17 protein-coding genes are annotated in these 18,577 nt (G+C 70.4%); 5 read left to right on the forward strand and 12 right to left on the reverse strand.

What is annotated here, in order from left to right; all coding sequences use genetic code 11:
• Nucleotides 1-501 precede the first annotated feature (501 nt).
• The 3 genes from SJY07_RS00590 to SJY07_RS00600 form a co-directional block, all read right to left on the reverse strand.
• Complete coding sequence (locus tag SJY07_RS00590) at nucleotides 502-1,386, reverse strand: universal stress protein (RefSeq protein WP_380156267.1); 885 nt, start codon at nucleotides 1,384-1,386, stop codon at nucleotides 502-504.
• Between the two features lie 297 nt (nucleotides 1,387-1,683).
• A complete protein-coding gene (locus SJY07_RS00595; RefSeq protein ID WP_380156269.1) occupies nucleotides 1,684-1,953 on the reverse strand; it encodes a hypothetical protein in 270 nt (89 codons plus the stop codon).
• 10 nt (nucleotides 1,954-1,963) lie between these two features.
• Nucleotides 1,964-2,530, reverse strand: coding sequence for a flavodoxin domain-containing protein (locus tag SJY07_RS00600; protein ID WP_380156271.1), 567 nt, complete (start codon nucleotides 2,528-2,530; stop codon nucleotides 1,964-1,966).
• Between the two features lie 362 nt (nucleotides 2,531-2,892).
• Between SJY07_RS00600 and SJY07_RS00605 the strand changes: the two genes are divergently transcribed.
• Both SJY07_RS00605 and SJY07_RS00610 read left to right on the forward strand, forming a co-directional pair.
• Entirely contained in the window at nucleotides 2,893-3,609 is a 717-nt protein-coding gene (locus SJY07_RS00605; RefSeq protein WP_380156273.1) for a helix-turn-helix domain-containing protein, read from the forward strand.
• A 235-nt stretch (nucleotides 3,610-3,844) separates the two neighbouring features.
• The gene (locus SJY07_RS00610) at nucleotides 3,845-4,696 is read left to right on the forward strand and encodes a universal stress protein (RefSeq protein WP_380156274.1); all 852 of its coding nucleotides are present in this window, start codon (nucleotides 3,845-3,847) and stop codon (nucleotides 4,694-4,696) included.
• Nucleotides 4,697-4,992: 296 nt separating this feature from the next.
• Here SJY07_RS00610 and SJY07_RS00615 read toward each other — a convergent pair whose 3' ends face one another.
• Genes SJY07_RS00615 through SJY07_RS00640 form a run of 6 tightly spaced genes read right to left on the reverse strand, consistent with a single transcriptional unit; the run spans nucleotide 4,993 to nucleotide 13,026 of the window.
• Nucleotides 4,993-5,598 carry a universal stress protein gene (locus SJY07_RS00615; RefSeq protein ID WP_380156276.1) on the reverse strand — a complete coding sequence of 202 codons (606 nt, stop codon included), beginning with the start codon at nucleotides 5,596-5,598 and terminating at the stop codon, nucleotides 4,993-4,995.
• A complete protein-coding gene (locus SJY07_RS00620) occupies nucleotides 5,598-6,551 on the reverse strand; it encodes a carbamate kinase (RefSeq protein WP_380156278.1) in 954 nt (317 codons plus the stop codon). The genes SJY07_RS00615 and SJY07_RS00620 overlap by 1 nt, the downstream gene beginning before the upstream one ends.
• Before the next feature lie 10 nt (nucleotides 6,552-6,561).
• On the reverse strand, nucleotides 6,562-7,560 hold the full coding sequence (argF, locus tag SJY07_RS00625) for an ornithine carbamoyltransferase (RefSeq protein ID WP_380156279.1): 999 nt from the start codon (nucleotides 7,558-7,560) through the stop codon (nucleotides 6,562-6,564).
• A 53-nt stretch (nucleotides 7,561-7,613) separates the two neighbouring features.
• Nucleotides 7,614-8,930: an arginine deiminase gene (locus tag SJY07_RS00630; protein WP_380156280.1), complete on the reverse strand. Its 1,317-nt coding sequence runs from the start codon at nucleotides 8,928-8,930 to the stop codon at nucleotides 7,614-7,616.
• Nucleotides 8,927-11,731, reverse strand: a complete 2,805-nt coding sequence (locus SJY07_RS00635) for a cation-translocating P-type ATPase (protein WP_380156282.1) — start codon at nucleotides 11,729-11,731, stop codon at nucleotides 8,927-8,929. The genes SJY07_RS00630 and SJY07_RS00635 overlap by 4 nt, the downstream gene beginning before the upstream one ends.
• Entirely contained in the window at nucleotides 11,728-13,026 is a 1,299-nt protein-coding gene (locus SJY07_RS00640; protein ID WP_380162068.1) for an amino acid permease, read from the reverse strand. Before SJY07_RS00640 ends, SJY07_RS00635 begins: the two co-directional genes overlap by 4 nt.
• Before the next feature lie 530 nt (nucleotides 13,027-13,556).
• On the opposite strand from SJY07_RS00640, the gene SJY07_RS00645 reads away from it, so the two are divergent.
• Both SJY07_RS00645 and SJY07_RS00650 read left to right on the forward strand, forming a co-directional pair.
• Entirely contained in the window at nucleotides 13,557-14,171 is a 615-nt protein-coding gene (locus SJY07_RS00645; RefSeq protein WP_380156284.1) for a hypothetical protein, read from the forward strand.
• A 571-nt stretch (nucleotides 14,172-14,742) separates the two neighbouring features.
• A complete protein-coding gene (locus SJY07_RS00650; protein ID WP_380156286.1) occupies nucleotides 14,743-16,224 on the forward strand; it encodes an IS1380 family transposase in 1,482 nt (493 codons plus the stop codon).
• Between the two features lie 132 nt (nucleotides 16,225-16,356).
• On the opposite strand, the gene SJY07_RS00655 is transcribed toward SJY07_RS00650, so the two are convergent.
• The gene (locus SJY07_RS00655; RefSeq protein WP_380156287.1) at nucleotides 16,357-16,797 is read right to left on the reverse strand and encodes a hypothetical protein; all 441 of its coding nucleotides are present in this window, start codon (nucleotides 16,795-16,797) and stop codon (nucleotides 16,357-16,359) included.
• Complete coding sequence (locus SJY07_RS00660) at nucleotides 16,794-17,009, reverse strand: type II toxin-antitoxin system HicA family toxin (RefSeq protein WP_328291562.1); 216 nt, start codon at nucleotides 17,007-17,009, stop codon at nucleotides 16,794-16,796. The genes SJY07_RS00655 and SJY07_RS00660 overlap by 4 nt, the downstream gene beginning before the upstream one ends.
• A 182-nt stretch (nucleotides 17,010-17,191) precedes the next feature.
• On the opposite strand from SJY07_RS00660, the gene SJY07_RS00665 reads away from it, so the two are divergent.
• Entirely contained in the window at nucleotides 17,192-17,518 is a 327-nt protein-coding gene (locus SJY07_RS00665; RefSeq protein ID WP_380156290.1) for a hypothetical protein, read from the forward strand.
• A 186-nt stretch (nucleotides 17,519-17,704) separates the two neighbouring features.
• Here the strand turns inward: SJY07_RS00665 and SJY07_RS00670 are convergent, their stop codons facing one another.
• Complete coding sequence (locus SJY07_RS00670; RefSeq protein ID WP_380156291.1) at nucleotides 17,705-18,496, reverse strand: DUF3560 domain-containing protein; 792 nt, start codon at nucleotides 18,494-18,496, stop codon at nucleotides 17,705-17,707.
• Nucleotides 18,497-18,577: the final 81 nt, after the last annotated feature.

The following is an 18,577-nucleotide window of genomic DNA, read 5'->3' on the forward strand; positions in this document are numbered from 1 at the left end:
AGCGGACTCTCGGGGCACCACCTCCTCACGGCAGGGGCAGCCTTGCGAAGGATCCTGACCTCTCCTTCCAGGTCGCGGATCTGCGTCGTCGCTCTGACCAGCTCGGAGCTTCCGCGGCGGCTCGCGCGCCATCGACCTGGCTGCGGTCGTCGAGATCTTGTCCGCCTCAGCGGTAGAGCAGCATGTCTCGGCGACGCCGAGGGATCCGGCGACATCGCTGACGGTGCGGCCGGCGGTGAGCAACGCCAGTGCTCGGTGACGGAAGCCGGCGGGTACGCCCTGGCCACGGGCGATCCTCTCGGGTGTCCGAGCGGTCACCGTCTCCCGATCCGCGAGTCCGGAGAAGCAGGTCGTGATCACCCTGCCCGGGAAACCGGGTCAAACTCCCTACAGCGTTCACGTTCGATCGTGTCAATGCGGGTCCGGGCACAGGAAGCAGAACCGCCCGGGCACGACGGGGATTCGTCCTGCGGCGATCGCGGATGCTCGAGGAGATCAGCTTCAGGCCACCAGGGCGGCGCCGAACGGGGAACGGGACTCCAGGGGGACGATCATGACAGGCAGCTCGGCGGCGTCCAGGACGGCGTCGATGGTGTCGCCGAATGGGTCGGAACCGCTCTCGGCCACACCGCGCCCACCGAGCACCACGATGTCAGCGTCCGCTGCCGCCGCGAGGACGTCGGTGGACGGGCTCGTCCCGCGAAAGGACCCGGAGCGGATGTGCAGATCCGGGTTGCGGTCCTGGATGCGCTGCACGACCTCGGTCAGGCGCCGCACCGGTTCCCCTGCCTCGGGGAGCGCAGACGCCGGCGGGTCCGCGTCCGACCTCGCCGGCCCGACGCCAGGAGGACAGTGGACGACCGTCAGCGTGGCGTCCGTGCCCCGCGCGAGTCCCACCGCAGCTTGGAGGACGGCAGTCGAGCGGTTCGAGCCGTCGTCGCAGACGACAACGCCGTAGCCTCCCCCGCGAGCGTGGCCCGCGACGCTTGCCGCCCAGCCACGAGGGACGACCACCACCGGGCACGACGCGGCCCGGGCGATGAGAGTTCCCACCGGCACGCCACCGGGTCGCAGCGTCCGCCCGCCCTGGCGCGCACCCACGACCAGGACGTCGGCGGTGCGGGTCGCGCTGGTCAGCGTCTCCTGCAGGGACTGCCAGGACAGCTGGTGGCGGATCACCAACGTGGGGCCGACGCTCTGCGCCACCTGCTGTGCCTGCTCGAGAACCCTCTGATCGGCGAGCGTCCACGGATCGGGCGAACCGTTGCGCTCCACGGCGTGGACGAGGTGCAGTTCCGAGGCCGTCCGGTCGGCGAGGGTCGCACCCCACCGTACGGCCTCATCGGCGTCACCTCGACGGTCGACACCTACGGCGATGACTCGCATGAACAGCCCACTTCCCGTCGTGACGGTGTCGACCGGCACCGGGACCCGGGCTGACCGCTGCCGTCATGCAGGAGCCTCGCGGTGGCGAGCCTCATCCTGACTGTGCCGCCGTGAACACCGCGCCGCCAGGGTCGCAAGTCCTCACTCCTCATCGACACTTCTGTTCGACGAAGTCAGCACCGGCCGCGCCGGCTGCGAAGTTCTCGGAATGGACCGAACCCGCTGGACCGCTGGAGACCAGGCCCTGTCCGGAGGGGTCCAGCTCGATCCTCCCCTTCGAGCGTTCGGGCCAGCTCCTCAGCACGGCTGCACAGGGAAGGGAACCGGTCCAACCATCATCGGCGTCGAGAGCAGGATGAAGACTTCCATCATCGAGAACCAGGGCTCGGCGATAGGGGAATCGGGCGTCTCCGGGGTGAGGAGACCGACCGTGAGCGGGACGCCGTACCCGATGCTCAGGACGATCACCCCGACGGCGGCGGGGAACGCGAAACGTCGGGTTCCGGCGGTTTCTCGAGACGACTCCTCCCCGGCGCGGGCCCACACCGGCACCGCCCCCGTCGTCACGATCCCGTCGTCACGATCCCGGGGAGGGCGCTGCACGCCTTCCCACACCGTTCGCCACCGCTTCCGCAGCCAGTCGTCGTCCCCACTCCCGGGCACGCGGGACCTCACCGACGCAGGTCGTGTTCGCCTTCGTCACCCGGAAGCTCTCCGGGCAGGCCAGCCGACTGCTCCCCCGACGACGGGCGGCGCGATCGAGCTGCACGGCGGCGTTGCCGCTGAGGAGGACCGGTCCGTCGGCGCGGGAGGCGAAGGCGGCGAAGTGGGGGCTGAGCACCGTGGTCGGGTCAGCGATCCAGTCGCGCATCCCCCGTCCGGGCGCGCCGGGCTCGAGCGCGAGGTTCCGCTCGGGTTGCAGGGCCCAGCTCCTGGCCTGAGCCCTGGTGGCCACCCTGCTCATCCCGTGGACGTGGGTCGGGCCCCCGATGACCATGAGCTCGTTGCCCTCGCACCAGCCCGGGGAGACGTCGTTGACGTTGCGGACCGTGACCTGATGATCCGCTCCAAGACCCTCCGCGATGGCGTCGGCGATCTGTCGGGTGTTGCCGAACATCGATTCGTAGATCACGACGGCGCTCACGGGTTCTCCTCCGGTTGCAGCCAGCCTGGTGGGACGGGACCGAGGGAGGTAGGGGAGTTGGTCCCCTGTCGGGGTCCTTGTCCGGTCCGGGGAGACCCGGGTCGGTGATGACGTCGCGGACACGCCGAACGGTGAGCGGGAACCCCGGGTCCACGATCGCTGTCGCAGCGGGCCGACGTGCGTGATCCCTACCGATGCCCACGCCCGCACCAGCAGAATCATCGGGTATCCGCCGCTGTGTCCGCCGGGGGGCCGTCGATCCCGATCCGGGATGCGCCCGGCCGGGTGGAGATCGCCGATCTCGCACTCGAGGGGCCTTTCTCCCCTACGTCGCAGACCGCCCGATGGGGAGGATCGGTCGAGTGACGAGCACATCGAACCGCGGCACCGGAAACTCGGGGCAGCTGTACCCGCGTCTCCCGACCGGGGGTGACCGCTACCACCTCGACTGCGGCGACCTGGGACGACGCATCACCGCCCGCAGAACCGCGCTCGGCCTCGAACGGTCCGACCTCGCACGTCGGGCCGGCATCTCCCTGCCCTACTTGGAATACCTGGAGAACGCCCCGTCCCATCCCCCGCTCTCCACCCTGCGGGTCCTGGCCCGGATCCTGCACACCACCGATGTGGACCTCCTCGGCGGCACCCAGGGCCGGCCACCGGGTCGAGGGACTCCTTCGCCCGGCTCGCAGCTCGCCCTCCTGCCGGAGGAGGAGTGCTGGCAGCTGATCTCCGATCACGGCGTGGGACGGATCGCTTACCCCCTCCACGGGGACGTCCTGGTCGTTCCGATCAACTACGCCGTCGACCACGGCACCCTGTGGATCCGGACCTCGCCGGACTCGCAACTGGCCGCGCGCACGGATCCCGAGGGCCGGGTGACCGTGGAGGTCGACCGCCTCGACGACGTCACGAGCGGCGGCTGGAGCGTGCTGCTGCACGGGGACGCGCGGCACGCGGAATCCGGCACCAGCACGACCCCGGAACCGGTCGCTGTGCACCCCTGGGTGCAGCAGGACCGCTCCCTCCTGCTGACCGTCCGCGTCCGCGCGATCAGCGGGCGGAGGATCACCTGGTGAAGCGGCTCTCGTCCGGGGCCACGCCACCGTGTGGTTCCTCCTCGGCGACCGGATCGAACTCCCCGCCCGCCGTTCTCTCGACCGCACCCGGAGACGGCCGCGGAGCACCGTCCGCGAGCTCAGCTCGTGCGGTCGACGGACAGCGTCTGCGGTCGTGTCGTCCGCCCTGGCAGCACGTGCGTCCGAGATCTCGGCGTTGCGACGCGGATCCGGCAGCACGTGGCGAGGAGACGCCGTGAGCGATGGCCGGATCGACGACCGGGCGGTGGTGGTGGGGTACGACGGCTCCCCCGACAGCACCGCGGCCCTGTTCCTGGCTGCGGCCGATGCCGGGACCACCGGGTCGGCGTTGTGGGTGTCCGTCGTCGGGGACGACCGCGTGCAGTCGCCACCCCCGCGGGCTTACGAGCGGATCGGCGCGACCTCGGCCGCCGAAATGCTCGACCTCGCGCGGGCCTTGGTGCTCTCCCGTCACCCGACCCTCGAGGTGCACCACCGCACGGCCCGGGGTCCCGTCGCCGCCGCTCTCCTCGCGGTCGCCGCCGACGCCCGGTTGCTGGCGGTCGGGGCCCAGGGAGCGGGGCACGAGTTCGCCCCCGCCTGGGGCAAGGTCACCGGTCGGGTGACGGGGCAGGCCGCCTGCCCGGTCCTGGTCGCGCACGCTGGGAACGACCTCCTGAGCGCCACCGGACGCGACGCCCCGAGGATTCTCGTCACCCTGACGGGCGAAGCGCTCGACGACACCGTCCTGCACGAGGGTCTCGAACTCGCCCAGCGGTTCCGCGGAGCCGTCCGCGTCCTCACCCTTCCCGCCGATCGGGGCCGGGCGTCGTGGTGCCGGCTGGAGACCCTGCACCGGGACAGCCATCTCCTCGACTGTCGGTTCTACGACGACCACATCGAGGCGCTGAGGCGCGCGGTGGCCCGTGCTGACCTGGTCGTGGCGCGGGTCGAGGGTCTCGAGGCCGTCGACGGGCTCCTCCTCGGTGCAAGGTCGCAGGCCCTGCTGGCCCGGCTGGGTCGTCCCGTGCTCGCCGTTCCCCCGTCGCTCGACCTGCGCAGCCGGCTCGTCACCGGTGCCCGCTGAGGTTGGACGTCGCCCTCCCGACGTTGCCGAACCCCGGTCCTGGAACGGGTGCCGAGTTCCGCTGCCGGCCAGGTTGCGAGCCGTGCACTGCTGGTTCCCACCACCCTGGAGGTACTCCGTGAGTGTTCGAGAACATCGAGTCGCCGTCACACGACGTGTCGGCGGTCGTTCGGACCGGTTGCCTTCTGCGCTGCTGCTCGTCGCCGTCGGCGGGATCGCCCTGGGTGCTCTTCTGTCCTGAACGGGCCCGCCAGGAGGCGGCCGGGCTCTGTTCGTGGCGATCGGGCGCAGCGCGGTCACCCCCACCGCGATGCCGGCCAGGAGGGACGGGTCCGGTCGAAGGAGTCCGGTCGACCGTGTCGTGCAGGTCCGCTGCTGTGGAGCACGATCGACGGCGAACCCACGGCGAGGGACAGCTGGACCGTCACACCCACCGACTCCTCCGACGACGCCGTGCCGTCGCACCCGACGACGACATCACCGGTCGCCGCGTCCCAGTCCCGAGGGACGAGGACCACCGGGCACGGCGTCGAGTGGATCAGGTGACCCACCGGATGAGCCCAGTCGTTCCGCCAGGTGTCGCGCCCGCGTGCCCCGAGGACGAGACCGGCTGCTCCGTCCGCTGCTTCGGCCAAGGTCGCCCACGGCGAGGACCTGGAGAGGTGGCAGTGCACCTCGAGATCGGGGGCTCGGGAGGCCACGACGGCCTGCGCCGCCGCCAGGACCCCCCAGTCGGTGTGCGCGAACGGACCTGACGAACCCCCTCTGTCGATGGTGTGGACGATCTGCAGGGCCGCCCCGGTGGTCGTCGCCGCGGAGACGGCCCACCGCAGGGCGCCGTCGGCGTCTCCGCGTCGGTCCACACCGACGACGACCTGGTGCGTCGACGGATGCTGTCCCATCAGTGGACCCTCGCGACCGACCGGTGGCCCTGGTGGTCCGCATCCGGGGGCAGCAGGCCCCTCTCGATCTTCGTTCCGGCCGCGCCGGACAGGACGGCACCCGCGTCGGTGAGCGCACCGATGGACGCCGGACGACCGGTGGCCTGGACGAAGCGCCGGCACGCTTCGACCTTGGGCCCCATGGAACCCGCCGGTAGGCGCAGCGCCACGACCTCGCTCACATCGAGACGGTCGATCGGTTCGGCGGTCGGGGTGCCGTAGTCGCGCTGGACGGCGGCGACGTCGGTCAGCAGCAGCAGCCGGTCGGCGTTCACCGCCAGGGCCAGGAAGGCGGCGACGTAGTCCTTGTCGACCACCGCCTCCACACCTCGCACCTGACCGTCGGTTCCACGGACGACGGGAGCGCCTCCGCCGCCGGCGCAGATCGTCACGGCGCCACCGGTCAGCAAGCCGGAGATGGTGTCGATCTCGACGATCCCCTGGGGTTCCGGTGAAGCGACCACGCGTCGCCAGACGACCCCGTCCTGCGCGATGTCAAACCCCCTCCTCGCTGCCATCTCGCGTGCAAGGGCCTCGGGGTGGCCGGCACCGATGAACTTTGTCGGACGGGAGAACCCCGGGTCCCCCGGGTTCACGACAGTTTGGGTGACGAGGGCGACGACCGGTTTGACCACCCCCGCGTTCGCGAGGGCCTGCACGAACCAGTATCCGATCATCCCCTGGGTCTGCGCCACGAGAGCGTCCAGCGGGTAGGGCCCGCTGAGCGAGGTGTCTTCCTCGCTCTCCAGGGCCAGGAGACCGACCTGGGGACCGTTCCCGTGGCACAGCAGCACCTCGTGCTCGTGGCACAGCGGAGCCAGCGCCGCTGCGGCGGCCAGCACGTGGGCCTCCTGGACCGCAGCGTCCGGTCGCTCACCGCGACGTAGGAGAGCGTTGCCGCCGACGGCGACCACGAGACGCACCTCACTGACCCAGTGCGTCGACGAGGAGCGCCTTGATGGTGTGCAGCCGGTTCTCGGCCTGGTCGAAGACGATGGAACTCGACGATTCGAAGACCTCGTCGCTGACCTCTGCCCCTTCCAGTCCGAACCGTTGCTGGACCCTGCGTCCCAGCTCGGTGCGGGTGTCGTGCACGGAGGGCAGGCAGTGCATGAAGCGGGTGTCTGCTCGTCCGGTCGCGCGGAGGAGGTCGGCCGTGACCCGGTACGGGGTCAGGAGCGGGACACGTTCGTCCCAGGACTCCTGCGGCTCGCCCATGCTCACCCAGACGTCGGTGTGGACGAAGGCGGCGCCCTCCACGGCGGCGGTGACGTCCTCGGTCAGCAGGATCCTCGCCCCGCTCACCTCGGCCAGTCGGTGTGCGGTCTGCACCACCTCCGGCGCCGGCCAGAGCGCCTTCGGCCCGGCGAGGCGCACGTCCATGCCGAGGAGGGCCCCGGTCACCAGCAGCGACCGGGCCACGTTGTTGTGCACGTCACCGACGAAGCAGAAGCTGATGTCCTGGAGCGGACCTGGGTGGAACTCCCGCATGGTCATGACGTCGGCGAGGGCCTGGGTCGGGTGCCACTGATCGGTGAGACCGTTCCAGACCGGTACCCCGGCGTGGTCCGCCAGTTCCTCCACGGTCTCCTGCGCGAAGCCGCGGAACTCGATGCCGTCGAACATCCGGCCCAGGACCCGTGCGGTGTCCCGGATGGACTCCTCACGACCGATGTGCGATCCCTCCGGTCCCAGGTACGTCACACTCGCACCCTGGTCGTGGGCGGCGACCTCGAAGGCGCAGCGGGTGCGGGTCGAGCTCTTCTCGAAGACGAGAGCGATGTCCTTCCCCTGCAGGAGCGGCACCTCGACGCCCGCAGACTTCTGCAGTTTGAGCAGCACCGCCGCGTCGAGGAGCCGGAGGAAGCCGGCTTCGTCGAGATCGGTGATCTGCAGGAGGCTGCGCGGGTGACGACCCGTCACCCCGGCAGTGTCTCGGCGGGGGATGACGGATTCGGGGATCGTGCTCGGCCGGTTCACGCCGGGCCCCGCTCGATGGGGCAGGTCATGCACCGGGAGCCGCCACGGCCTCGGCCGAGTTCGCTCCCGGGGATGGTGATGACCTCGATACCGTTGTCCTGCAGCATGTCGGCGGTCACCGTGTTGCGGTCGTAACCGACGACGACACCGGGCGCCAGGGCGAGGAAGTTCGTGGCGTCGTCCCACTGCTCCCGTTCTGCGCTGCGACTGTCCTCATCGGCGACCAGGACGCGGACACGGTCCAGCCCCAGGGCCTCGGCGATGGTCGCGAAGAGGTCGTCGCGGTGCTCGACGTGCAGACCGCCGGTGTCGACCTCGACGATCTCCTCGAGGTCGGTCGGGGTGATGATCCACGTCCGCAGCCCCGCCGGGTCGAGGTAGGGGTACTTCACGAAGGTGTCTACGTCGACCATCGTCAGGACGGTGTCCAGGTGCATCTGCGCGTGGGAGTGGGGCAACCGGACGGCGATGACCGTCGTGGCGCGAGCACTGCGGAAGAGTTCCCGGGCCAGGATCTCCACGCCCATCGGTGTGCTGCGTTCCCCCATCCCGATGAGGACGACACCGCGCCCGAGGACGTGGATGTCGCCTCCCTCGAGCGTCGCGGGCTGGTGGTCGACGTCGTCGCCGCCGTAGTAGGTGGGGAACGAAGCCTGCGCGAAGAGCGGGTGGAACCCGTAGACCGCGCGCGAGTGCAGGGATTCGCGACGGCGAGCGGCCTTGGCCATCGGGTTGATCGAGACCCCCTCGTAGATCCACGCGGAGTTGTCGCGCTGGAAGAGGGTGTTGGGCAGGGGCGGGAGGACGAAGTCCTCCAGGCCCAGGGTCTGCCACCGCAGGCTGCGGGCGTGAAGGGGTGACACGTCGCTGCGGGTGATCCCCCCGATGAGGAACTGCGCCAGGGTGGCGGCGTCGTAGTGCGCGACGAGGTCGCGTAGCGGGCGGACGAGCGTCGGTCCCACGTTCTCCGCGGTGAACGTCCGGCCGAGGACGAACTCGCGTGCGGCCTCCACCTCGAGGGTCTCCGCGAGCAACTGCCCGAACTGGTGGACGACGACCCCGTGCTGGATCAGGACGTCGGAGAACGCGTCGTGTTCCTCCCGCGCCCGGGAGGCCCAGAGGACGTCGTCGAAGAGGAGTTCGCGGCAGTTCGACGGGGTCAGCCGGTCCAGTTCCAGTCCGGGCCGGTGGATGACCGCCTGGCGCAGGCGACCGACCTCGGAGTGGACACCGAGGACACTTCCGGACGCCGGTGACCGGCCCCGGTCGAGGGTGGCGGTGGTAGCAGTGGTGGTGATGGTGGTGCTGGTCATGAGTTCCTCCGGGAGGTGGTGAGGGTTCGTGGCGCGGTGAGCGGGACGTCGGACACGGGGTGGCGCCTCCTGCGCAGGAGCCGGTGGAGTTCGTCCAGACCCCAGACGACGAACGGGAAGGGCAGGATCACCGCGACCTGGTCGAGGCTGAGGAAACGGGTGCCGAAGACGTCCTGCAACCACGGCAGGTAGACGACGGCTGCGGTGAAGGCGATCTCGAAAGCGATCCCCCAAAGCAGCAACGGGTTGCTGCGCAGACCGATCGCGAAGAGCGAGGCGCGGTCGGTGCGGGCGGCGAAGGCGGTGCCGATCTGGCAGGCGACGATGCCGACGAAGGTCGTGGTGGTCGCCTCCAGGTAGGCCTGGTGCAGCGGGGTCCCGACCCCGGTGGCATCGCCGGGGTCCCACCCGGCCCGGTGCAGGACGAGGAAGTAGGCCGCCATGACCAGGACGGCGGACGTGGTCCCCAGCAGCAACCAGGCCCGCAGCAGGAGCGGGCGATCGACCACCCCGCTGGTGCGAGACCGAGGTGGTCGCGTCATGAGTCCCGGTTCGGCCGGTTCGCGCCCGAGGGCCAGGGCGGGGAGGGTTTCCGTGCCCAGGTCGATGGCGAGGATCTGCAGGACGGTCAACGGAAGCGGCACCGCACCACCGGAGAGTGCGAAGACGAGGAAGGGGACGAGTTCCGGGACGGCGTGGGCGAAGATGTAGAGGATGAACTTCCGGACGTTGTCGAAGACCAGGCGTCCCGCCGCGATGGCGGTGACGATCGTCGTGAAGTCGTCGTCGGTGAGGACGAGCGTCGCCGCCTCGCGGGCGACGTCGGTCCCGGAGCGACCCATGGCGACACCGACGTCCGCGTGCCGCAACGCCGGTGCGTCGTTCACCCCGTCCCCCGTCATCGCCACGACCTGGCCCCGCGCCTGCAGCGCCTCGCAGATCCGGAGCTTGGACTCCGGCGAGCTCCGGGCGAAGACGATCTCTGAGTTCGTGTCGAGCACCGCGTCGAGCGCTGCGTCGCCCAGACGATCGACGTCCTCACCGGTGAGGATCCGCGACGCGGCCGTGCCGATCCCCACCTGTCGGGCGATCTCCGCGGCCGTCGGACCGTAGTCACCCGTCACCACGTGGATGCGGACACCGGCCCGGTGGGCCTGCTCCACCGCGCTCGAGACCCCGGGCCGGGGTGGATCCACCATGCCGACGAGTCCGAGCAGCACGAGGCCGGACTCCAGCTCCTCCCGGGGCCGGTCTGCTTCCTCCTCCGAGAGCGGACGGCGGGCGATGGCCAGCACCCGCAGTCCCCGGGAGGCCCAGCGGTCCAGGGTGGCCTGCAGCGCCGAGCGGAGGTCCGCGTCGAAGGCACGGGGCGATCCGTCGGTGTCCAGAGCCTGGCTGCAGCAGGAGAGGACGCTCTCCGGCGCACCCTTGGTGTGCAGGACGAGGCCGTCGGGCCCCTCATCGATCGTCGACATGCGGTGCAGGTGGCTGTCGAAGCGTTGCACCGCACGGCGGGTGCGCTTCCTCGCGTCGCTGTCGACGCCGACCCCGAGGTCGCCCGCCAACGTCAGCAGCGCGAGCTCGGTCGGATCGCCGCTGCCCTGGGGGTGGGCGGTCGTCGGCGCCTCCGCGCTGGTGCAGGCCGCCGCGCTGCGGGCCAACCGCCGCAGGCGTTCCCCGTCGGCACCCCGGTTGGCCTCGGAGAAGTCCGGGGCGAGGAGTTCCGTTCCGGTGAAGGTGACGGCGGTGACCCGCATACGGTTCTCGGTGAGGGTTCCGGTCTTGTCGGTGCAGATGACGGACACCGAACCGAGAGCCTCGATAGCCGAGAGGCGTTTGACCACCGCACCGGAGCGCGCAAGTTCCCGCACCCCCGCCGCGAGGGCGAGGGTGATGGTGGGGAGGAGTCCCTCGGGCACGTTCGCGACGATCAGCCCGATGGAGAAGGTGATCGCCGCCGCCCAGCCCAGGCCCGCCGCGACGCCGACGGGCACGAAGACGATCCCCACGCCGACCGCGACCGCGGCGATCAGCCAGGTGACGCGCCGGACCTGCAGCTCCAACGGGCTCGGAGTGGTCCCACCGCGTCGGCTCAGGACGGCGATGCGGCCGAGTTCGGTGCTGGCTCCGGTGCGGACGACCGTCGCCGTCGCCTCCCCACCGGTGCAGTTCGTGCCGCTGAAGACGAGGTTGCGGGCCTCCAGCAGCGGTCCGGTGACCAGGCCCGGGGACGCGGAGCGAGCGGTGGGGAGCGACTCGCCGTTCAGGGCGGAGAGGTCGACCTGCAGGTCGCCCTCCACGATCCGGGCGTCGGCGCAGATGCGGTCGCCTTCGGTGACGACCAGGAGATCCCCCGGGACGACGTCCGTGGCCGCTACGTCGACCCGGACCCCGTCGCGTTGAACCCTCGCGGTGGCCGGCAGGAAGGCGGCGAGCGCGTCGACGGCCCGTTCCGCCTGGACCTCTTGGACGAAGGCGAAGGCGGCGTTGAGCACCACCACGGCGAGCACGGCGATCGCCAACGTCGGCGTGTGTCCGATCCAGGCCAGCGCGGCCGCCATCAGCAGCAGGACCGCGAGCGGCTGGGTGAACTGCTTCAGGAGTTCCCGCAGGTAGCGGGGTCCGCCGCCCGCCGGTAACGAGTTCGGTCCGTAGCTGATCAGCCGGCGGGTGGCGTCACGGCCGGTCAGGCCGTCCGATCCGGTGCGGAGGTCGCGGAACAGTTCGTCGAGCCCTCGACGTTCGTCCGCCTCCGCCACGCTGCCCGACGGGGCGGGTTCGACGACGTCGATGGGAGTCACGCGTCACTCGCGGTGGTCTCGGCGGTGGTGACCGGTGTCTCGCCGTACTCGTGCCGGCTGACCTTGAGCCAGACGTAGACGGGCACACCGAGCAGGAGGCAGAAGACGCCGTAGTACCCCGCCTGGTACCCGCTGCCGGCGAGGGACCAGAAGGAGAAGACGAGAGCGACGGCCGAGACGGTGACGTCGCGGACCAGTTGCGCCCTCGGCAGTCGTGGGCCGCGACTCAGCAGCCAGTAGACCTGGGCTGCGGCGCTGAAGAGGTAGGGAACCACCGCGGTGAAGACGGACAGCAGCACCAACGTGGTGAAGACCGTGTCGAAGCTCGTGTAGCTGACGACGGTCAGGATCGAGGCGAGCACCGTCGAGGCGATGACGCCGAAGAGCGGGATGCCCCGCCAGGTCCGGGCGAAGGGAGCGGGGAAGAGGTGGTCGGCAGCGGCGGCCCGGGGCATCTCGGCCACCACGAGCGTCCAGCCCACGAGGCAGCCCAGTCCGGAGACGATCGCGGAGAGGGCGACGACCTGGCCGGCCCACTCTCCTCCGAAGATGGCGTTCGCTGCGTCGGTGAACGGGGCCACCGAGGTGCGCAGGGAGGCGTTGGGCACCGTGCCGAAGACCGTGATGGTGCTGAGGACATACACGAAGGCGCAGCCGATCGTGCCGATGACGGTCGCACGGGCCACGTTGCGCCGCGGGTCGCGGACCTTGCCGGCCACGACCGCCGTCGTTTCGATCCCCAGGTAGCTGAAGAGGGCGATGGCTGCGGCAGCGGAGACGGCACCACCGAAGGAGGTGTCGCTGGCGTTGAAGGCCCCGAAGTTCGCAGTCTTGACGAACACCAGCCCGACGGTGGCCATGAACACCAGGGGCACGAACTTCAGGATCGTGGTGACCACCTGGGTCGCCCCCATGGTGCGCAGCCCGGAGATGTTGACCACTGCCGGGATCCACAGGCCGAGGAGCGCGATGACGATCGACCAGATCCGGGTGTGCCCGGTGTTGACGAACACCTCGACGTAGCCCACCAGGGCCACGACGATCGCCGCGTTGCCCGCCCACGCGGTGATCCAGTAGGACCACGCGTTGAGGAAACCTCCGAAGTCACCGAAGGCGTGACGGGCGTAGACGTAGGGCCCGCCGGACCCGGGGATGCGACGGGAGAGGGCACCCAGGGTGAACGCCAGCGCCAGCGCTCCGATCGTGACGATGACGAAGGCGACGAGACTCACCGGACCGTAGGCGGCCAGCGCCGACGGCAGGGCGAAGACGCCGGTGCCGATGACGGATCCCATGACCAGGGCGATGGCCGTGGGAAGGCCGAACGTCGCCCCCCTCCTTCCATCTCCGCCGGAACTCCCCCCACCGGACGGGGCAGCCTCGCCCGCACCGGCCGCGTTCCGGTCTGACGTTCCGATGCTCACCACTGAGCTCCACCGCCCGTGCGCGGCTGTCCCTGCCAGAGTCCGTTCAGTCCGGTTGGGCAACCGGAGATCAGGGGTGTTCGAACACAGTTCATGGCGAGAGCCTGTTCCCCACCGCGGTCGCCCGGCAGGGGCATACGTCCTACGCAGACCCTCCCTGCCCCTCGTCCCACGCCGGGACCAGCGGCAGGGGATCAGCGGCAGGGGACCTTCTCCCCTGCCGGCAGGGCAGTCAAGGGTCAATACTCCAAACCTTCGGGGTACGTAACTCCGTTCAGACTTCAGGGGAGTTACTGGTGGGCCGAGCCGTCGAGATCCGAGGAGAGGATTTCGACGCGTCGGGATCCCCCCGCGCGAGCCGTCGCACAGGAAGCAGGCTGTGGCCTGCGACCGTTCACGCGATGCTGCGCCGATCCCCGCTACTCACCCGTGCTCACGTCGTCGAGGAGGTGACGGGGATGATCCTCGGTCTGAGCGCCGTCGCGGCGAGTCTCGTCCTGATCACGGGTACGCCCGCGGCCATCGACGCTGCAGCTGATGCTGCCACCCTCCGAGAACAGAGCTTGACCATCGTCAGCGCACGTACCGAGGCGGTCGCAGACAACGTCACCCGGGACGAAGCACCCGGATCGGCGCGAGAATCTGCTCGAGGATCTGCTGAGGTCACAGCAGCTCGTCTCAGCTACGGCTGGGGCGGAGTGGAGCTAGACCGCGTCGTCTCTGCCTCCGAGCTGGCCGCCGCACGAGCCGATCGCGCCAGCGCAACGACACCGACGACGAGGGTCTGGATCGAGCGCAGCGACGGTGCCCTCGTGCACGCGCCGCAAGAACCCGAGGCCGCTCGCCTCCAGACGGCGCTTCTACGGGCCGCCGAGGTGGGCGCGGTCGTTCTGGCGACCCTCGCCGCGTCCCGGCTCACGACCTCGGTGGCCATGCGAATAGGCGGGCGCCGGTGGGCCCGGGCCTGGCAACGCTGGGACCACCAAGGCGGCGGCGTCCCGCCCAACGGACGATGAGCGGGGACGAGGCGGTGCTGAGCTCGCGACCGGGCTCCCCCGCGGCGAACGAGAACTCCCTCGCCGCGGGCGACCTGGGACGTCGTGTCCTCCTTCGCCGGTGTGAGTTCGGCCTGCAGCGGTCCGAGCTCGCCCGACGAGCTGGCGGTCGCCTACGCGGCGGCGACCCGACTTCCGGCTCTCACCGCTTCCCCCGCCGGCAATGCGTGCAGACGGTCACCACCACCACCAGCAGCGCCCTCGCCGCACACCCCGCCGCCGAAGCCCAACGACTGACCAAGGACCTCCGACGCGTCCTGACCGGCACCTCACGGTCCTGAGATTCGCGCTGCACCACGCGGTCCCACCCCTTACGGCCCAACCCTCCCGACTCGCTAGCAGGCTGCTAGCCGATCAGGGGATGCAGACGACGTCCCGATGACGCCTACCCCGCGGGGATCGTTCACTGAGCCTGGATCCACCGTCCCGTGATGCTGCGGGGGCCAGTACGTGAGGCGGCGGGTGGCTTCTGACCTGCAACGATGGGACTTCTCTACGGTTCCAACGCAGCAGCAAGGAAGACACCCGCCAAATGCAAGTCTCGCACGCCCTCCCCACCACCGCGGCGGCGTCCTCGATCACCTTCGACGACCCAAACCTCATCGCCCACGCCGGCCTGGCCCCGGCCCTGCAACTGGCCCAGACCGCGGGCCTGCACGACCTGCTCGGCCAGCACCTCACCCTCGCCGGGCCCGGGTCGGCTAACGCTGCGGCCAAGGCCACCGGCCTGGTCGCCGGGATGTTAGTCGGCGCCGACAGCATCGACGACATGGACGTCCTGCGACACGGCGCGAACACGAAACTGTTCGACGACGTCCGCGCCCCCTCGACCTTGGGGACGTTCCTGCGGACCTTCACTCACGGCCACGTCCGCCAACTCGACGCCGTCGCGGCCCGGTTCCTGACCGGCCTGCAGACCACGACCGCCGCGGTTGGGTCACCGCTACTGGCCGATGCCGACCAGATCCTCTACGTCGATGTCGACGACACCATCCGCCAGACCTACGGCTACGCCAAGCAGGGCGCCGGATACGGCTACTCGAAAGTCAAAGGCCTGAACGCGATGCTGGTGACCGCGACCACCCCGGCCAGCACGCCGGTGATCGTGGGAACCCGCTTGCGAAAGGGATCGGTCGCCAGCGCTAAGGGTGCGCCGAAACTACTGGGCGATGCCCTAGCGACCCTCAAACGCACCGGCACCGGCACCGGCACCGGCACCGGTGCTGGTGCTGGTGCTGGTGCGGCTACCGGTGGCGGGTTGGTGATCGTGCGGGCCGATTCGGCCTACTACAACCACGCCGTGATCGCCGCCGCCCGCCGCGGCCGGGCCCGCTTCTCCCTCACCGCTCGCAGCAATCCCGCTGTCCGGCGGGCGATCGCGGGCATCGCCGACGATGCCTGGACGCCGATCAAGTACACCGACGCGGTCTGGGATGAAGACGACCGGCGCTGGGTTTCTGATGCCGAGGTCGCCGAGACGACCTACACCGCGTTCACCGGCCGCAGGAAGGCTGAGCACGTGAGGGCGCGGTTGATCGTCCGCCGCGTCAAACGGTTGAACCCCGCCGCTCTCGGTCGGGGGCAGGGTGAGTTGTTCGAGACCTATCGCTATCACGCGGTGTTCACCGACTCCCCGCTGCCGATGCTGGTCGCGGAGAAAGATCACCGCGCGCACGCGGTGATCGAGTCGGTGATCGCCGAGGCCAAGGACGGGCCGTTGGCGCATCTGCCGTCGGGGAAGTTCCAGGCCAACGCTGCCTGGTTGGTGTTGGCCGCGATCACGCACAACCTGACCCGAGCCATTGCCGCGTTGGCGGGGACGACCCACCGTCGCGAACGTGCTGGGACGATCCGGGGCAAGCTGATCAGCTTGCCTGCGCGGGTCGCGTTCTCGGCTCGTCGGCTGCGGTTGCACGCCCCGTCCGGCTGGCCCTGGCAGTCCGGCTTGGAGAACGTGTTGGCCGCCATCGTTGAAATCGACCGGCATCAGCCGGTCGTGACCCGCCGGATCTGAGCACTGCCCGACGCCCACCGCCCGAGAGGGCACGACCAGGAATCGCCGTGGAAGAGCCAACACCCGGTCGGCAGCTATCTGATGCCCTGCTCGTGGTGACCTGCCTTCGGCAGGTCACCACGAGCTCATCGGTCATTCGGTGGTGGATCCAGGCTGAGCGCGACTGGAGAGGCTCGCGACCTGCCCGACGCGACCAGGACTGACACCGGAGGCGGCAGCGACGTCACGCACCGACATGCCCCGCGCAACCAGGGTCCGGATCGTTGCGTGCTGCGCAGCGACCAGTTGGCTCTCCCTCTCGCGCAGTTCCGCGAGCGCTGCGGCGGTGCGAGCAGCCTCGTCGAGGACGTCGTCCTCTTCGAAGCGCCATACCAAGTCCAGGTCTGCACCGGCTGCGTCGTCGAGGTCGTCGCCCAGGACGACGACGTCGCGGACGTACTCATCGAGCTTGCGCAGGTGCCGCGCGTCGGTGGTGCCGAGCTTGCGGCGTCCCTTGTAGGCGGTGGCCACGAACGACGTCACCCCCGAGGTCGGGTCGGCCTCACGGCGGACCTTGATCGTGTACGTGCTCACTTCCACCACCCCTGTCCCAGCACCGTCTCCAGGTCCTTCCCGATCGAGTTCAGCGTTCCGGTCGCGATCTCCGAGCGGTGCGCCGCGATGATCGTTCGGGTCGAGCGACCGTCCTTGCTCACCTCGTAGAGCCGGTGCGATCCCTTCGTGCGGATCACCTCGACCTCCCCGCCGGCCTTCCGGATCAGCTTCAGCAACTCATCCGGCCTCATGAGGGTAAGTCAAGCCGCTAGACACTCCAAGTGTCTAGGGGCTAGACGTGCTTCGCGAGCGGGTGGTGCGCACCGTCCCGGCGCCTCACGGCGCTGGAAATCCGTTTCCAGGGTCGCGGGGTCGAGACAGCACCCGACCGAGCACCACCTGCGCACGACCAACCTAAAGGCGAGAGCTCACCATGAGCACCCCGCACCTGCTGATCGCCGCCGCCGTGACCCTCCTCCTCATGGCGGGCGGGGTCATCACCGCCGCCTACTTACTCCGCGACCCCACCCCCGCCAGTACCCCGACGCCGGGCCTGCCGCTGCTGCTCGCGCTCCTACGCGTCGTCGCCGTCCTGGCGCTGCCCGTCATCGGCGGTGCACTGTTCCTGCTCGCCTTGGGCGTCGTGGACGGCAGCGTCACCGCCACCGACGCCGTGAGCGCCTTGGACACCCTGATGCGGGCCGTGAGCGACCTCCTGCGAGCCGCTGTAGAGCACACCGACCCGACCACCACCCCGTGACCACCACCGCGGGAGAGGGGCACTCAGACGCGCGTCCCACGGCCGCGGGCGGCACGACACCGCCCGCGTCCGGAACGCCCGGCCCCAGCCCGGCGCCGGTGGGGTTGACACCCGTGAACAGGGGTTGACTCAACCCCTTGACGTCGCCCCACCCACCTACTGTCCGGCGGCGTCCCCGGCCTCGTCCTACGCGCCGTCCGCGGCCTGCTGTGGGGCCTTCTCGTGGGCCTGGACCTCGTGCCACGGAGTCGTGCGCGGCCCGAACATCCCGAACACCGTCACCGTCTTCACGTTCGCCCGCACCACCGGGTACCAGACGTCGCGCACCCGCACCCGATCCCCCGCGGCCACGTTGTGCCGGCCAAAGTCAGTAGCCGTCCCCTCCGCGACCTGGCGGGCGCGCACGGCCTGCCAGTGCGCCAGGTCGGCGCGGTGCGCCGCCAACCGCTCCTCGACCCTGACCGCCTGGGCGGCCATGTTCAGCCCGTAACGCACCCGCGCCTCCTGCGCGCTCTCCCCGACCCGAGGACGACCCGGCTGCACCTGCCCCGCGTCCGGGTCTGGGTCCGGACCACCTGCCGCGCTCAGAGCCGCCGCAGCGGCCTCCCCGGCAGCGACCGCGCGGACGCAGTGCGCCAACGCCTTCTCCTCACCTCGCACCCTCACGCTCAACCGCTCCACCCGGTTCGCCACCGTCACCGGGTTGTTCCGCGCATCGGTGGCCGCCGCCGCGATCCGCGCCGCCCGCCTCGCCTCCTCGGCGGCGTCGGTGTGCTCCACGCTGGCATCCATGTGCGCGCCCATCCGGGCAGCATCCCGCCGGGCCCGGCCCTCACTGTGATGCCCCACCAGAATCGGCTGACCCAGGGGAATCCCGTCCGCGATGCCGCGTGCTGCGGCGTAGCGATCGGCCGCGACCTGCTCGTGTCGCTGGGCGCGCTCGTCGAGGCGGTCCGCGCGCGCCGCCGAGTCCTGCACCCGGCGAGCCTAAACGGCCTCCCGGTCCCCGGGGGTCGCGTCGATCGACACCGCCACGGTGAACCCGGCCGCCTACACTGG

Origin of the sequence: Kineococcus sp. R86509, from assembly GCF_042466365.1 — a bacterium.
Taxonomy (GTDB): Bacteria; Actinomycetota; Actinomycetes; order Actinomycetales; family Kineococcaceae; genus Kineococcus.

Coding starts and splice junctions, on each gene's coding strand:
- SJY07_RS00590 (WP_380156267.1), bottom strand. CDS start 1,386: ATGCGAGTCATCGCCGTAGGTGTCGACCGTCGAGGTGACGCCGATGAG.
- SJY07_RS00615 (WP_380156276.1), bottom strand. CDS start 5,598: ATGGGACAGCATCCGTCGACGCACCAGGTCGTCGTCGGTGTGGACCGA.
- SJY07_RS00630 (WP_380156280.1), bottom strand. CDS start 8,930: ATGACCAGCACCACCATCACCACCACTGCTACCACCGCCACCCTCGAC.
- SJY07_RS00640 (WP_380162068.1), bottom strand. CDS start 13,026: ATGGGATCCGTCATCGGCACCGGCGTCTTCGCCCTGCCGTCGGCGCTG.
- SJY07_RS00645 (WP_380156284.1), top strand. CDS start 13,557: ATGCTGCGCCGATCCCCGCTACTCACCCGTGCTCACGTCGTCGAGGAG.
- SJY07_RS00650 (WP_380156286.1), top strand. CDS start 14,743: ATGCAAGTCTCGCACGCCCTCCCCACCACCGCGGCGGCGTCCTCGATC.
- SJY07_RS00660 (WP_328291562.1), bottom strand. CDS start 17,009: ATGAGGCCGGATGAGTTGCTGAAGCTGATCCGGAAGGCCGGCGGGGAG.
- SJY07_RS00665 (WP_380156290.1), top strand. CDS start 17,192: ATGAGCACCCCGCACCTGCTGATCGCCGCCGCCGTGACCCTCCTCCTC.